Genomic DNA, 13,874 nt, shown 5'->3' on the forward strand with positions numbered 1-13,874 from the left:
AGGAGCACGCCATGACCCTCGCCACCGACCTGAGGCCGGACAGCGCCCTGAGACCCGACGCCGACACGGCCGCCGTATTCGACGTCTCCGGCGCCCCCGTCCCCCGACTCACCGTCATCGGCACCGGCTATCTCGGCGCCACGCACGCCATCTGCATGGCCGTCCTCGGCTACGAGGTCCTGGGCGTGGACGTCGACCCGGTCAAGGTCGAGTGGCTGAACTCGGGTCGGGTCCCCTTCTTCGAGCCGGGCCTGCCCGAACTGCTGGCCAAGGCTCTGGACTCCGGCCGGCTGCGCTTCACGACCAACTTCGCCGAGGCCGGTGACTTCGGCGATGTCCATTTCCTCTGCGTCGGCACCCCCCAGCAGAAGGGCTCCGACGCGGCGGACCTGCGCTACGTCGACAGCGCGGTGACCGAACTCGCGGGGCACTTGCGCCGCCGCACGCTGGTGGTCGGCAAGTCCACGGTGCCGGTGGGCACCGCGGCCCGGCTGACGGAACTGGTGCAGCGGCTCGCCCCCGCGGGAGCCGACGTCGAACTGGCCTGGAATCCGGAGTTCCTGCGCGAGGGCTACGCCATCGACGACACCCTGCGCCCCGACCGGCTGGTCTTCGGCACGGAGTCGGCATGGGCCGAGGAACGGCTGAGGGCCGCGTTCGCCCCCGTCATCGCCCGCGACACCCCGGTGGTCGTCACCGACCTCAGCACGGCCGAACTGGTCAAGGTCGCCGCCAACTCCTTCCTCGCCACCAAGATCTCGTACATCAACGCCATGGCCGAGGTCTGCGAGGCCACCGGCGCCGATGTGACGGGCCTCGCCGAGGCACTCTCCTACGACGACCGGATCGGCGGACGCTTCCTCAAGCCGGGCCTGGGCTTCGGCGGAGGCTGCCTGCCCAAGGACATCCGCGCCTTCAGCCACCGCGCCGAGGAACTGGGCGTCGGCCAGGCCGTCGCCTTCCTGCGCGAGGTGGACGCCATCAACAAGCGCCGCCGGGCCCGCACCGTCGACCTGGTCCGCGAACTCGTCGGCGGCAACCTGGCAGGCGCCCGCATCACCGCCCTCGGCGCCGCGTTCAAACCCAACTCGGACGACATCCGCGACGCCCCCGCCCTGGACGTGGCCCGGACCCTGCACCAAGCGGGCGCCCACGTCACGGTCGTCGACCCGGCGGCCACGGAGAACGCCCGCCGCACCTTCCCGGAACTGACCTACGGCTCCGACGCCCTCACGGCCGCCGCCGGAGCGGACGTGGTGGTCCTGCTCACCGAGTGGACCCAGTTCCGCGAGATCGACCCGCACGCCATGGCCGCCGTGGTGTCCCACCGCCGCATAGTCGACGGCCGCCATGCCCTGAACCCAGCCCAGTGGCGCGCGGCCGGCTGGGAATACCGAGCCCTGGGCCGCCCTTGACTCGGGACTTCGCCCCTGGGCGGGGGTCTGGCGTGGTGTGTCGAGTGCGGGTGGTTCTCGGCTGGTCGCGCAGTTCCCCGCGCCCCTAGATGCACGGGGCTGCGCCCCTAAAGACCGGGGCGCAGTCCCGTCTTTCAGGGGCGCGGGGAACTGCGCGACCAGCCACAACGCACCCGCAGCCGCGAACCAACCCTCAGCCCCGAGCTATTAGGCACCGCCCACAGCCGTCAGCAAGGCCAAAGGAGCCGCAGCTGACCGAGACTCCCGCACGCACGCGTGCGGATACGGCACCGGCTCCCCATGGGTGTCGCGGCCGTACCCCGCGAGGACCTCCGGGAGCCGGCTCCCGGAGGCCGTCGCCGCGTCCACCAACGCGTGGGCCACCGTCCGGGCCTCGTCATGGAGCCCGTACCGCGCCAGCCCCAGCGTGATCAACGCGTTGTCATGCGGCCAGACCGACCCCCGGTGGTACGACAGCGGGTGGTACGCAGCCTGGCCGGAGGCCACCGTCCGTACCCCCCACCCGGAGAAGAAGTCCGGCTCCAGCAACCGCCGCCCCACCAACTCCCCGTACTCCTTGTCCAGCAGCCCCGACCACAGCAGGTGCCCGGCGTCGGAGGCGAGCGCGTCCACCTGGTTGCCGTCACCGTCCAACGCCAGCGCGGGGAAGGCGCGTTCGGGCATCCAGAAGTCCCGCTGGAAGCGATCACGGAGGTCGCCCGCCGCCTGCTCCAGCAGCGCCGCGTACACCTCGTCCTCCCACACCGTGCGCGACAGGTGCGCGGTGCGGCGCAGGGCGTCGTACGCGTACCCCTGCGCACCCGCGGCCATCACCGGGCCGGTGGCGCGGCTGCCGTCGGCGGAGCAGATGGCGCCGGGGGAGTCCTTCCAGTTCTGGTTGGCGAGGCCGCCCTCGTCGGCGCGGTAGACGAGGTAGCCGCGCGAGGTGAGCCCGCCGTGGTCCAGCATCCAGCCGATCGCCGCGCGGGCGTGCGGCTCGAGGCGGCGGGCGGTGGCGACATCGCCGGTCTGCTCGACGTACGCGCCGAGCAGCACCAGGAACAGCGGCGTGGCGTCGACCGAGCCGTAGTAACGCCCGTACGGCACCTGCCCGAAGTGCGCCAGCTCCCCGTGCCGTACCTCGTGCACGATCTTGCCCGGCTGGGCCACCGCCCCGGTGCCGGTCGCGGTCGCCTGGGCCGCGGCGAGCGCGGGCAGGGTGGCGGCGGCGAGCTGGGGGCGGTAGGGGAGCGCGAAGAGGGAGGTGAGGAGCGCGTCGCGGCCGAGCAGCGTCAGGAACCAGGGGACTCCGGCCGCCGGGACGCGAAGTTCCTCTCCGTCGGGGCCCGTTGCCGGAACCTGGAGGACGGCCAGGTCGGCGAGGCCCCGCGCGCAGGCCGCGGACAGTTCCGGCCAGCCCGTCGGGAAGGGCACGCCCTCGGTGAACTCGTCCTCCAGCGCGCGGACTTGCTCGTTCACGGCGGACGGGGAGGCGGGCACCTCCGGGTGCGGTGTGCCGTGCGGGTGGGCCGCGACCCTCAGGGCCAGCTCTGCGGAACCGTGCGGTTCGAGGTCGAGGGACCAGACCAGGCGGCGGGCGCCCGTTCCCGTCTCCTCGACGCCGTCAGGCGCGGGCTCGGCGGTGACCGTCGTACAGGAACGCCACTCGCCGCGCCGGTAGCTGAACTCGACGCCGTCGTCCAGGATTTCGCGGGAGCGGACGGCGCCGATTTTCGCGTACGTACGGTGGTCGGAGCGCAGCTCGAACTGGTCCGAGAAGTCGGCGTCCGCGGTGACCGCGATCCGGACCGTCGTCGGCACCGGGCGGTTGCTGGTGACGCGCAGCGCCTCGACGAACGCGCCGTCGGCGACGGCCTGTTCACGGAAGAGCGTGTACGCGGGCGGCTCCTGGCGGCCACCGCGCGGTACGAGGACGCAGCGCGCCGAGTCGCCGTCCGTGACCGGCGACAGTGCCTCGGGCACCGCGCCGTCGACGGTCAGCTGCCAGCGGCTCAGATGCCGGGCGTCGCGTACGAACAGCCCGTCGGGGGAGCCGCTGCCGCGCACTCCGCTGATGTCCCCGCCGTCGCCCACGGCCGCGAACGTCCCACCGTGCACGAGCAGATGCTGCCGGTCCGTCATACCTGGTCCCCTCCCTTGGCACCCTTGCCGATCTCTTCGCCTACGTGATCGCTTACGTGCTGCGCCGCGCTCAGTGAAGGGCCCGGCTCATGCTGGTGGTCGTGGTCGTGCAGCAGATCGAGTGTCAGCGCGGCGGTCCAGCTGAAGCCGAGCGCTCCGCAGGCTTCGCCGCTGTACGGGGTCACGTACTCCGCGAATCCGGACTCGCCCGCCGTGTCGAGCAGTGCGGCACGCAGGCTGCCCGCGAGGGCCTGCTCCCCGTGCAGCCTCAGGCCGCGCTCCAGCATCCAGTTGGTGTTGAACCAGGCCGGGCCCCGCCAGTACCGGTGCGGATCGAAGGCCTCGCCGGTCAGGTCGTAGCTCGGTACGAGCCGGGTGGTGCCGCCGAGCCCGAAGTGCGGGCCGCGCAGGGTCCGTACGAGACTGTCGGCGATCTCGCGGGGCAGGGCGGGCAGGAGCAGCGGGACGAGTCCGGCCACGCCGCGCTCGGGGATGAGTTCCCCGGTCCGTACGTCCCGGCAGAAGAACATGCCCTCCGCCGGGTCCCACAGCCGCTCCACCAGCGCCGCCGTCAGCCGCTCCGCCCGCGCGCGGCGGGCCGTGGCCGTGGCGCCCAGTTCTTGGGCGATCCGGGCCAGCGCGTACTCGGAGGCGATGAGGAGTGCGTTGAACGCCGGGTCCTCGACCGCGAAATCGCCCGCCCCATCGGCGTATTCACGGTCCCGGTAGTCGCTCGCGAGCGCCACATACCGCCCGTAGTCCAGATCCGTCGGCCGGTCCGAGGCGGCCCCGTGGTCCAGGTCGGCGCGGCGGAAGGTGCGGGGCGAGGCAGGCGTGACGCGGCTGAGCGGGGCGTCCCAGGACGGGGCGTTGTCCATCCCCTGCTCCCACGGGTGGACCACGGAGGCCAGGCCCCCGCCGCCCAGGTCCCGGCGGTGCAGCAGATAGCGATGCCAGGCCGCGAGCCGCGGATACAGGCGGGACAGGAAGCCCCGGGCCCGCGACAGGCCCGGGTCGGCGACATGCACCAGCCAGGCGGCGAGCGCGTGCACCGGTGGCTGCACGATGCCCGACGTCTGTACGGTGCGCGGGGCGCCCGCGGCGCGTCCCGCGGTGGAGGAGCGCCAGAAGTCGGGGCTCGGGAAGTACGCGTCGAGCGGGACGGAGGGGTTGAAGACGATGTGCGGAATCCGGCCGTCGCCCCACTGCGCGTCCAGGAGCGTCTCCAGCTCGACCTGGGCCCTGAGCGGCGACAGATGGCGCAGCCCGATCGCGATGAACGCCGAGTCCCAGGACCACTGGTGGGGATACAGACCGCGCGAGGGCACCGTGGACGTCCCGGTCCAGTTGTCGTGCAGGACGCGCGCGGCCTTCAGGTGCAGCGAGCGCGAGGCGGGGCCCGGATCGTATACGGCCGTCCCCGAACGGCCGATCTCACCGTGGCCGGAAAATGGGGGTGAGGCCGAGGTGCGTACGGGCTCCGGGTATCCGGTGCGGCGGGCTGTGAGCTGGGTCGAGCGGTTCACTCGGGTCTCCACGAAGACGTATGTCCGGCCAGTTCGGCTGTAGCTACCGTAGGGTTACGTCTATTTAACACGCAAAACTCAATATGTAATGCAGAGTTGAGGAATGCAAGAGGGTGTGCATGACCGGGAACGCCGGGAGGACCGGTATGGCAGGACGGGCCACAAGGGCGGGCAGCCAGGCGAGCGCCGGCGAGCTGCTGGCGCTGGTGCGCAGCGGGCGTGCCACCACACGCGGTGCCTTGCAGCAGGTCACGGGCCTGTCCCGGGCCACGGTCGGCCAGCGCCTGGACCGGCTCTTCCGGGCGGGCTGGCTGCGCGAGGGCGCCGCGGGCCCGGTGGACTCGCCGCTCGGCGGCCGGCCCTCGGTCCGACTTGAGTTCGATGACTCACATGCCGTCGTCCTCGCCGCCGACCTCGACACCCGGCACGCGCGCACCGCGGTCCTCTCCCTCACCGGCGAGCTGCTGGCCGAGCACACGGGGTCGCTGCTCATCGAGGACGGCCCGGACGTGGTGCTCGGCGAACTCGGCCGCTGGTTCGGCGAGCTGCTGGAGAAGGCCGGGCACCGGGCGCACGAGGTGTGCGGGATCGGGCTGTCCGTGCCAGGGCCGGTCGACAGCGACACCGGCCGCGTGGTCCAGCCGCCGATGATGCCCGGCTGGGACGGCTACGACATAAGAACCCGGCTGGCCCGCTCCTTCGCCGAGCACACGGGCGCCGAATCCGTCCCCGTACTTGTGGACAACGACGCCAACCTCATGGCGTACGGCGAACAGCGCACCGGCCACCCGGACTGTTCGGCCTTCGTCCTGATCAAGGTCTCCACCGGCATCGGCGCGGGCGTCGTCGTCGGCGGCACCATCTACCGGGGCATAGACGGAGGCGCCGGGGACATCGGGCATATACGAGTCCCGGAGGGCGCCGACACCTTGTGCAAGTGCGGTTCGTACGGCTGTCTCGCCGCCGTCGCCAGTGGCGGTGCCGTGGCGCGGCGGCTCGCGGAGACCGGCGTGCCGGCTTCCTCCGGCTCAGATGTGCGGGATCTGCTGACCGCCGGGCATCCGGGGGCGGTGGCGCTCGCGCGAGACGCCGGGCGGCAGGTCGGCGACGTACTGGCGACCGTGGTGACGCTCCTCAACCCCGGAGTGCTGATGATCGCCGGGGATCTGGCCGGAACCCCGTTCCTCACGGGCGTACGCGAGCTGCTCTACCAGCGTGCCCTGCCCCGCTCCACCGCCCACCTGGACGTGGTCACCTCACGGCTCGGGGACCGGGCGGGCCTGGTGGGGGCGGGGCTGCTGGTGGTGGAGCACCTGTACGCGCCCGGGCGGGCGGAGGAGCGACTGCGGGCGATGGGCATGTGAGGTGTGAGTGCGGATCGGCGTGTGACATCCGCGTTACGGTCCGCGTACGCGTCCGCATGGTGAAATCTGGCCGCTCGAATCGGCGTGATTCTTGCCACCCTTGATAAGGGTTGCGCTCAGATGAGCGGATCTTGGGCAACTGCACTTCTCCAAAGGGTGGCACTGAGTGCCACCCTTTGATCGTTCACGATGTGAACTCACACGTACGGAGTGCCGCTCATGTGAGCACCTTAGGGGGTCTACGGGCGTTGACTCGTTCGGGAAGTGAAAACACCAACTTCCGACTCATTGCCAGGTCTTGACTTGCGATCTGTTGGCGGACGAGCGGTTACGGCCGCATGACGCGCAAGTGGACGTACCGAGGTACCTTCGATCTGGGTATGTTCTCGCCGTCAGGGCAGCCAGCGCGTCCTCGAGGAGTCGAGATCCGTGTCGGAAAACAAAGATCCCCACGTAACTGGTAGCGGCGACAGTGTTGTCGGCGGAGTGAAGTTCGTTTACGACTTCACCGAAGGCAACAAGGACCTCAAGGACCTCCTCGGCGGCAAAGGCGCGAACCTCGCCGAGATGACCAACCTGGGTCTTCCCGTCCCACCGGGCTTCACGATCACCACCGAGGCCTGCAAGACGTACCTCGACAGTGGCGAGGAGCCGGCGGCACTGCGTGACGAGGTGAGCGCACACCTCGACGCGCTCGAAGAGGCGATGGGCAAGAAGCTCGGGCAGGCCGACAACCCCCTGCTCGTATCGGTCCGTTCAGGGGCGAAGTTCTCCATGCCGGGCATGATGGACACCGTCCTGAACATCGGGCTCTCCGACAAGTCGGTCCAGGGCCTGGCCCAGCAGGCCGGTGATGAGCGCTTCGCCTGGGACTCGTACCGCAGGCTCATCCAGATGTTCGGCAAGACCGTCCTCGGCGTCGAGGGCGAACTCTTCGAGGACGCGCTGGAGGCGGCGAAGGAGGCCAAGAAGGTCACGGTCGACACCGAACTCGAAGCGGCCGACCTGAAGAAGCTCGTCACCAAGTTCAAGAAGATCGTCAAGACCGAGGCCGGGCGTGACTTCCCGCAGGACCCGCGCGAGCAGATGGACCTCGCCATCCACGCGGTCTTCGACTCGTGGAACACCGACCGCGCGAAGCTCTACCGCCGCCAGGAGCGCATCCCGCACGACCTCGGCACGGCCGTCAACGTCTGCTCGATGGTCTTCGGCAACCTCGGCCCGGACTCGGGTACGGGCGTCGCCTTCACCCGCGACCCGGCCTCCGGCCACCAGGGCGTGTACGGCGACTACCTGCAGAACGCGCAGGGCGAGGACGTCGTGGCCGGCATCCGCAACACGGTCCCGCTCGCCGATCTGGAGAAGATCGACAAGAAGTCGTACGACCAGCTGATGCAGATCATGTCGACCCTGGAGAACCACTACAAGGATCTCTGCGACATCGAATTCACCATCGAGCGCGGCCAGTTGTGGATGCTCCAGACGCGCGTCGGCAAGCGGACGGCGGGTGCGGCCTTCCGTATCGCGACCCAGCTGGTGGACCAGGGGCTGATCGACGAGGCCGAGGCGCTGCAGCGCGTCACGGGCGCTCAGCTCGCGCAGCTGATGTTCCCTCGCTTCGACGAGGACACGAAGGTCCAGACGGTCGGCCGGGGCATCGCGGCGTCGCCGGGTGCGGCGGTCGGCAAGGCGGTCTTCGACTCGTACACGGCGGTGAAGTGGTCGCGTTCGGGCGAGAAGGTGATCCTGGTCCGCCGCGAGACGAACCCGGACGACCTGGACGGCATGATCGCGGCGGAGGGGATTCTGACGTCGCGGGGCGGCAAGACCTCGCACGCCGCCGTGGTGGCGCGCGGCATGGGCAAGACGTGTGTGTGCGGCGCGGAGGAGCTCGAGGTCGACACCAAGCGCCGTCGGATGACTGTCCCGGGCGGTCATGTGGTGGAGGAGGGCGACCTGATCTCGATCGACGGGTCGTCGGGCAAGGTCTACCTGGGCGAGGTCCCGGTCGTCCCGTCTCCCGTCGTGGAGTACTTCGAGGGCCGGATGCACGCGGGCGCCCAGGACGCCGACGAACTGGTCGAGGCCGTGCACCGGATCATGGCGTTCGCCGACCGCAAGCGTCGCCTGCGGGTGCGCGCCAACGCGGACAACGCCGAGGACGCGATGCGCGCCCGTCGCTTCGGCGCGCAGGGCATCGGCCTGTGCCGCACGGAGCACATGTTCCTCGGTGACCGTCGTGAGCTGGTCGAGCGCCTCATCCTGGCCGACACGGAGGTCGAGCGCGAGGAGTCGCTGAAGCAGCTGCTGCCGCTGCAGAAGCAGGACTTCGTGGAGCTGTTCTCGGCGATGGACGGCCTGCCGGTGACGGTCCGTCTCCTCGACCCGCCGCTGCACGAGTTCCTGCCCGACATCACCGAGCTCTCGGTCCGGGTCGCCCTGGCGGAGTCCCGCCAGGAGCCGCACGAGAACCTCCTCCGCCTCCTCCAGGCGGTGCACCGCCTGCACGAGCAGAACCCGATGCTGGGTCTGCGCGGCGTACGCCTGGGCCTGGTCATCCCCGGCCTGTTCACCATGCAGGTACGGGCGATCGCCGAGGCCGCGGCGGAGCGCAAGAACGCCAAGGGCGACCCGCGGGCCGAGATCATGATCCCGCTGGTCGGCACGGTCCAGGAGCTGGAGATCGTCCGCGAGGAGGCCGACCAGGTCGTCGCGGAGGTCGAGGCGGCGACGGGCACGGACCTGAAGCTGTCGATCGGCACGATGATCGAACTGCCGCGGGCCGCGCTGACGGCGGGCCAGATCGCGGAGGCGGCCGAGTTCTTCTCCTTCGGCACGAACGACCTGACGCAGACGGTGTGGGGCTTCAGCCGGGATGACGTGGAGGCCTCGTTCTTCACGGCGTACCTGGAGAAGGGCATCTTCGGCGTCTCCCCCTTCGAGACGATCGACAAGGACGGCGTCGGCTCCCTGGTGAAGCTCGCCGCCGAGGCCGGTCGCGCCACCCGCCCCGACCTGAAACTCGGCGTCTGCGGCGAGCACGGCGGCGACCCGGAGTCGGTCCACTTCTTCCACGAGGTGGGACTGGACTACGTGTCCTGCTCGCCGTTCCGGATTCCGGTGGCGCGGCTTGAGGCCGGCCGCGCGGCATCCTCGTCGAAGGGCAGCGACCACCGCTGACCCCCACGTCGAGGGGCAGCGATCACCGCTGCTCCTCCGGACTCCGGAGCCGCCGTCGGTCACCCCGACCCTCACCGACGCGATGGCGGCTCCGGTGCGTGAAAGGAAAGAGGGCGGCGCCTGTGCGGAGGCGCCGCCCTCTCGGCGTGACGGCCGAGGTCAGCGCACTGTGTGCAGGAGCGCCGAGCAAGACCGGCCGTCACAGGCTGTCCGGGGCACCTGACTCCGTCTCTCCTCGGCGAGCAGCAGGATCGGGGACTGGCTCGGTGACCTGTGGGGTCTCCGCGTTCCGACGAGGGGCTCGAAGGTGACGAAATGCCCGGTGGCTGCTCACTTGGGGTGCGGCTGTCGTCCTCGCTCCGTAGGCTCGTACGGAGTGTTGCCGGCGGGCCGAGGTACACCTGGCGCACCGCGTCGCTCGCCTCCAGCTCCTTGAGGTGAGTGGAGTCATTCATGACCACGCCGCGGGACCTTTTGATCATCGCCATGGATGTGGCGGCCAGTCGCGCCCCGGAACGAGGCGATCTGTCACTTGCGCTGGCGGGTGCCGAGCTGATCGACCTCCTGGATGCCCAAGCCATCACACTGGCCGGTGATCACATCGTGCCGAGTGACCGGCACGCCGTGGCTGATCGGATGTTGGACGAGGCTGTGTCGTCGCTCGCGCGACAAGCGCCGCACGACTCAGTCGACGACTGGCTGTGGCGCAGGGGCCGCGACCTGTCCGCGGCCTATCTGGCCGCGCTTGAAGCGGCAGGGCAGCTCAGACGGCAACGCCACCGCCGCTGGATGATCTTCCAGCCCACTCACGTGGTGCTGGTGGATTCGCCCGCACGCCGCCACGCGGCTGACCGCTATGCATCGGGTGAGCCCATCATCGCCGCCCTCGCGGAGGCCGTCGGGATTGGCGACAAGCCGACGGCAGAGTCACCGAGCGTGGCCGACGATGCCGTGGCGACAGTGCTCGCCGCCGTCCATGATGCGGTAAGGGGTCTGGAGGCCGAACGGCAGCGGCGAGCCCTCGACGAAGCGGCCTTCGACAACATCTGGCGGGGTGAATAGGAACCCGCTGGGCGCACTCTGCACAGCCAAGTCCTGGCCAGGAGAGTGTTCGCCAGCAGGCCGCCACAACGGGGCCACCGTGGTGGCCGGCCACCAGGGCTCCCGACCGCGAGATCACGGGGAACGTCGCCCGGAAGGAGCGATCCCCCCGTCCGTTCTGAGCGGTCAGGTGCCGAGGGGGAAGGTGAGGGCGACGGTGCCGCGGAGGTCGAGCCAGGCTTTGTCGGGGCTGCGGACGAGGCGGAGGATCACGTGGTCGCAGTCGGGACAGCGGCCGACGTATCCCGGGGCGTGCGCGTAGACGTGCAGCCGCGCCAGAGGCCAGTCGCTGCCGCAGCCGGTGCAGCGGCCGAGAGCGGTGGTCGGGTCGACCGCGAGGATTTCGGAGAGGGGCCCGGCCAGGGCGTTGCCGTCCTCGTACTGGCCGGTGTAAGGGTCCTCGTCGGGGTTGTGGGGCATTTCATCCTCCACTGGGGCCGAAACGTTCGGTGCGGATACGGTCAGGGGCGTGGCCCAGGGCTACCAGCAGGTCGGCGGCCGTTTCGACGAAGCCGGTGGGCCCGCAGACGTAGCAGGTGGGTTCGAAATCCGGCGGCCACCCGGCGCGCGTGAGGTCTGCTGAGGTGAGGCGCCCGGCAGGTCTTGGCCACTGCGGTGGGGTGGAGCGGGTGTAGAGGTACGTCTTGTCGAGGCCGGGCTCGTCCCGTCTCAACTCCGGTGCGTAGAACTGGTCCGTGGGTGTGCGCACGGAGTACACCAGCCGGAAGGGTGCGCGGCTGCCGACCGCGCGGCGGTGGCGGATCATCGCCATCAGCGGCACCAGGCCGGAGCCGCCGGCCACGAGCAGGACCGGTTCCTTCTGCTCGGGGCGCCACACGAACCAGCCGCCGACCGGTCCGCGTAGTTCCACCAGGTCTCCGACCGCGAGTTCGTCCGTGAGGTACGGGGACACCTCACCGTCGGTGACGCGCTGCACGGTCAGCTCGATGCGCTCGCCGTCCGGCGCCGATGCCAGGGAGTAGCTGCGCTGTGTGCTGTAGCCATCCTCGGCGGTGAGCCGCACATCGACATGCTGGCCCGCCAGATGCCCCGGCCAGCCGGGTACGTCGAAGACCAGGGTGTGCGCGGCGGCGGACTCGGGGCGCCGGTCGGCCAGCCGGGCCGTCGTCCAGCGCAGCCGGTCGCCTAGTCGCCCTGGTACCGCTGCTCGCGCCATGGGTCCCCGTAGTCGTGATAGCCGACGCTCTCCCAGAAGCCCGGTTCGTCCTCGAGGAGCAGATGGATCCCGCGCACCCACTTCGCGGACTTCCACAGATACAGGTGCGGGACCAGCAGCCTGGCCGGGCCGCCGTGCTCGGGCGCCAGCTCCTCCCCGTCGTAGCGGTAGGCGAGCCACGCCTTCCCGTCGAGCAGGTCCTCCAGGGGCAGGTTGGTCGTGTAGCCACCGTAGGAGTGGACGAGCGCGAAGTCGGCAGCGGTCTCCACGTCCTCCAGCAGGACATCCAGGGAGACGCCCTGCCACTCGGTGGCGAACTTGGACCACTTCGTGACGCAGTGCAGGTCCACCGTCGGCGTCTGGCTGGGCAACGCCATGACCTGAGCCCAGTTCCAGCTGTGCCGCGCGCCCGTCTCGGTGCGGATGGTGAACTCCCACGCGTCAGGGTCGACCCTCGGCGTGGGCCCGGCGGACAGTACCGGGAAGTCGGTGGTCTCGTATTGCCCGGGAGGCAGTTTATGGTGCGTATCGCCTGGTCGGCCGCGGAATCCGCGCGAAACGATGGCCATGCTGTGCCGCCCTTCTCCGAAGGTGCACCATCCGCCATTGTTCATGACATGGCCCATCAGAGCATCTGGCGGAGGAAGAAGCGATACGGCGGCACACGCAGCGGGGCTTCATCATTCACGACTGACGCCAGGACCTCCACGCCATCACCGTCGACCTCACCCTGTCCTACAGCTCCGGCGCCGTCGAGGGTCACATCAACAGAATCAAGACGTCCGGGACGGGCCTGCTCCAGGGTCAGCGAGAAGACGGACTCTCGCCGGGCACCGAGTCGTACGAGTACCTCCTCGGCGCGAGGTCCGCGTAAAAGACGAGGCTGTAGCCGAAGGGATACGCCTCGACACCCAGCGGAGTCCGTCGGTCATTCCGTCGTCCTGTCAGGCGACCACAGATCAGCGGGTGGTGCGGCGCTTACGGGCCGCCAGCAGTACGCCGCCGCCGGCGAGCAGGACGGCCGCACCGCCGCCCGCGAGGTAGGGGGTCGCGCTGCTGCCGCCCGTCGCGGCCAGGTCGGTGCCCTGGTCGCCCGCGGTGTCGTCCGTGCCGTTGGACTCGTCGGCTCCGGCGCTCTCGTCCTCGTCGCCGGTGTTGTCCTCGGCCGGGACGAAGCCCGCGGGCGGCTGGTCGCAGCCGATGCCGTCCTTGTCGCGGTCGAGGCGTTCGGCGTAGTGCTCGTCGCCCTCGAGGATGTTGGAGTACCCGTTGTCGTACGCCTCGGTGCAGTTCTTGAACGGGTGATCGCCGTCATGGGCCTCGGCGGTCGCCGGCAGGGCGGCCAGCGCCAGGGCTGCGACGGCCACGGCGGCAGGTCTGCGGAACAGGTTCATGGAGAGCCCCCAGATATGTGCGGATATCCGTACGCGTGATCACGAAGTGGCGATCGAGCAGATTTGAGGTGATCAACGTATTGAGGGGCTGCCGATGTGGAGGCGATATGAAGGACCCGTGATGCGAACGTGACGTGACTGGAAGGTAACTCTCCGCTCATGGGGTACGGCTTTGTAAACCTCGGGGCGTGCGAACACCGCCGCGTTCAACCCGAGAATCAGCCGGAGAACCTTCTCGCCAGGTCCCGGTGCCACTGCGCGGCCTCGGCCGCCTGGTCGCCGGTGATGATCGCGCCGGGCATCCGGCTCAGGCGTTCGACCTGGTCGGCGAAGCGCAGATGCTCCCGGTGGGCGTGTTCCCGGCAGGCCAGGCAGGTGACGCGTTCCGGGTGGGGAGAGGTCATCGCGTACGGCACCCGGCGTGCGCAACCGGTGGTGACGACGCTCGGCGCGTCGGGCACGCGGCCAAGCGTCGACGCGATCGTGTTGCGGTGGGCGGCGCCGGCCTGCGCCACCTTCTCCTCGACGTGGATGTGCGGATCGGTCTCGCGCATGTACGTCCGGCACCTCCGCCC

At 70.1% G+C, this 13,874-nt stretch carries 11 protein-coding genes; 4 read left to right on the forward strand and 7 right to left on the reverse strand.

Annotated elements, in window-relative coordinates:
- Positions 1-11 precede the first annotated feature (11 nt).
- Positions 12-1,415: a UDP-glucose dehydrogenase family protein gene (locus OP79_RS16045; protein WP_078491815.1), complete on the forward strand. Its 1,404-nt coding sequence runs from the start codon at positions 12-14 to the stop codon at positions 1,413-1,415.
- Between the two features lie 207 nt (positions 1,416-1,622).
- On the opposite strand, the gene OP79_RS16050 is transcribed toward OP79_RS16045, so the two are convergent.
- Positions 1,623-3,557 carry an amylo-alpha-1,6-glucosidase gene (locus tag OP79_RS16050; protein WP_033320878.1) on the reverse strand — a complete coding sequence of 645 codons (1,935 nt, stop codon included), beginning with the start codon at positions 3,555-3,557 and terminating at the stop codon, positions 1,623-1,625.
- Positions 3,554-5,083 (reverse strand): MGH1-like glycoside hydrolase domain-containing protein, encoded by a 1,530-nt coding sequence (locus OP79_RS16055; protein ID WP_106972403.1) that lies wholly within the window; start codon positions 5,081-5,083, stop codon positions 3,554-3,556. Before OP79_RS16055 ends, OP79_RS16050 begins: the two co-directional genes overlap by 4 nt.
- A 146-nt stretch (positions 5,084-5,229) precedes the next feature.
- Between OP79_RS16055 and OP79_RS16060 the strand changes: the two genes are divergently transcribed.
- The 3 genes from OP79_RS16060 (at position 5,230) to OP79_RS16070 (ending at position 10,689) form a co-directional block, all read left to right on the forward strand.
- Complete coding sequence (locus tag OP79_RS16060; RefSeq protein WP_033320879.1) at positions 5,230-6,447, forward strand: ROK family protein; 1,218 nt, start codon at positions 5,230-5,232, stop codon at positions 6,445-6,447.
- Between the two features lie 429 nt (positions 6,448-6,876).
- Positions 6,877-9,627 carry a pyruvate, phosphate dikinase gene (ppdK, locus tag OP79_RS16065; protein WP_051744692.1) on the forward strand — a complete coding sequence of 917 codons (2,751 nt, stop codon included), beginning with the start codon at positions 6,877-6,879 and terminating at the stop codon, positions 9,625-9,627.
- Positions 9,628-10,080: 453 nt separating this feature from the next.
- On the forward strand, positions 10,081-10,689 hold the full coding sequence (locus tag OP79_RS16070; protein ID WP_033320881.1) for a GPP34 family phosphoprotein: 609 nt from the start codon (positions 10,081-10,083) through the stop codon (positions 10,687-10,689).
- Between the two features lie 165 nt (positions 10,690-10,854).
- On the opposite strand, the gene OP79_RS16075 is transcribed toward OP79_RS16070, so the two are convergent.
- From OP79_RS16075 to OP79_RS16095, 5 genes are all read right to left on the reverse strand, one after another.
- Positions 10,855-11,148: a DUF6510 family protein gene (locus OP79_RS16075; RefSeq protein ID WP_051744693.1), complete on the reverse strand. Its 294-nt coding sequence runs from the start codon at positions 11,146-11,148 to the stop codon at positions 10,855-10,857.
- Position 11,149: 1 nt separating this feature from the next.
- Positions 11,150-11,905 (reverse strand): ferredoxin reductase, encoded by a 756-nt coding sequence (locus OP79_RS16080; RefSeq protein ID WP_033320882.1) that lies wholly within the window; start codon positions 11,903-11,905, stop codon positions 11,150-11,152.
- Positions 11,875-12,474 carry a sulfite oxidase-like oxidoreductase gene (locus OP79_RS16085; protein WP_033320883.1) on the reverse strand — a complete coding sequence of 200 codons (600 nt, stop codon included), beginning with the start codon at positions 12,472-12,474 and terminating at the stop codon, positions 11,875-11,877. Before OP79_RS16085 ends, OP79_RS16080 begins: the two co-directional genes overlap by 31 nt.
- Positions 12,475-12,864: 390 nt before the next feature.
- Positions 12,865-13,299 (reverse strand): LAETG motif-containing sortase-dependent surface protein, encoded by a 435-nt coding sequence (locus OP79_RS16090; protein ID WP_033320884.1) that lies wholly within the window; start codon positions 13,297-13,299, stop codon positions 12,865-12,867.
- A gap of 218 nt (positions 13,300-13,517) precedes the next feature.
- On the reverse strand, positions 13,518-13,853 hold the full coding sequence (locus OP79_RS16095) for a hypothetical protein (protein WP_033320885.1): 336 nt from the start codon (positions 13,851-13,853) through the stop codon (positions 13,518-13,520).
- Positions 13,854-13,874 lie beyond the last annotated feature (21 nt).

Source organism: Streptomyces yerevanensis, assembly GCF_000716805.1.
GTDB classification, from domain to species: Bacteria; Actinomycetota; Actinomycetes; order Streptomycetales; family Streptomycetaceae; genus Streptomyces; species Streptomyces flaveus.